This is a genomic window from Bartonella sp. AA86SXKL (assembly GCF_042196885.1).
The window spans coordinates 1-518 of the sequence record NZ_JBHIRE010000606.1 but is presented as its reverse complement, the minus strand read 5'-3'; the positions used below and the strand labels follow the sequence as shown (position 1 = coordinate 518).

The 518-nt window shown below is 40.0% G+C and carries 1 protein-coding gene; it reads right to left on the bottom strand.

From position 1 onward, the window contains the following. Nucleotides 1–67: 67 nt before the first annotated feature. A partial coding sequence (locus ACFIO5_RS13530; RefSeq protein ID WP_375705695.1) for a phage antirepressor KilAC domain-containing protein occupies nucleotides 68–518 on the bottom strand: 451 nt, incomplete at its 5' end.

Sequence of the window (518 nt, the reverse complement as noted above, 5' to 3'; positions counted from 1 at the left end):
ATATTTTCATCATTAGAAAACTGATATAAAGCTATCCACAAATCGCACAAAAAATCGACACTGCTATTCATTGCACACCTCCAAAGATTTGTTCTCTCAAACATGCCAATCCTCTGGAGGTGATTTTTGTTGAAGGGAGCACCTTTTCTGTACCATCCGGTCTTTGAATGGTGATAGCAGGACAGTCCATGAATCCTTTCTTGATCTTATCTTGATAAGGTAACAGAGGCGCTCCTGGAGCACGCCGATACACCCAATCATGTTTACGCAAGTAATCGGTTAAGTCCTTTGGTCGTACTTCAAGCATCTTTGCTGCTTCTATCAAACCGAACAAACCATCAGAACGCTTTAAACCATCAAGTGCTTTTGCTTTTGGTGCTAATTCGGCAATAACATGATCTTTCTGCTCAATTTGACTTTGTAAGTGATTCAAAACACCAAGCAATGCTTCGGGTTTAGAGTAGTCAACTTGTGGTGTTGCTACTTGTTTCAAAAGCCGTTCACATTTGATAAAGTAT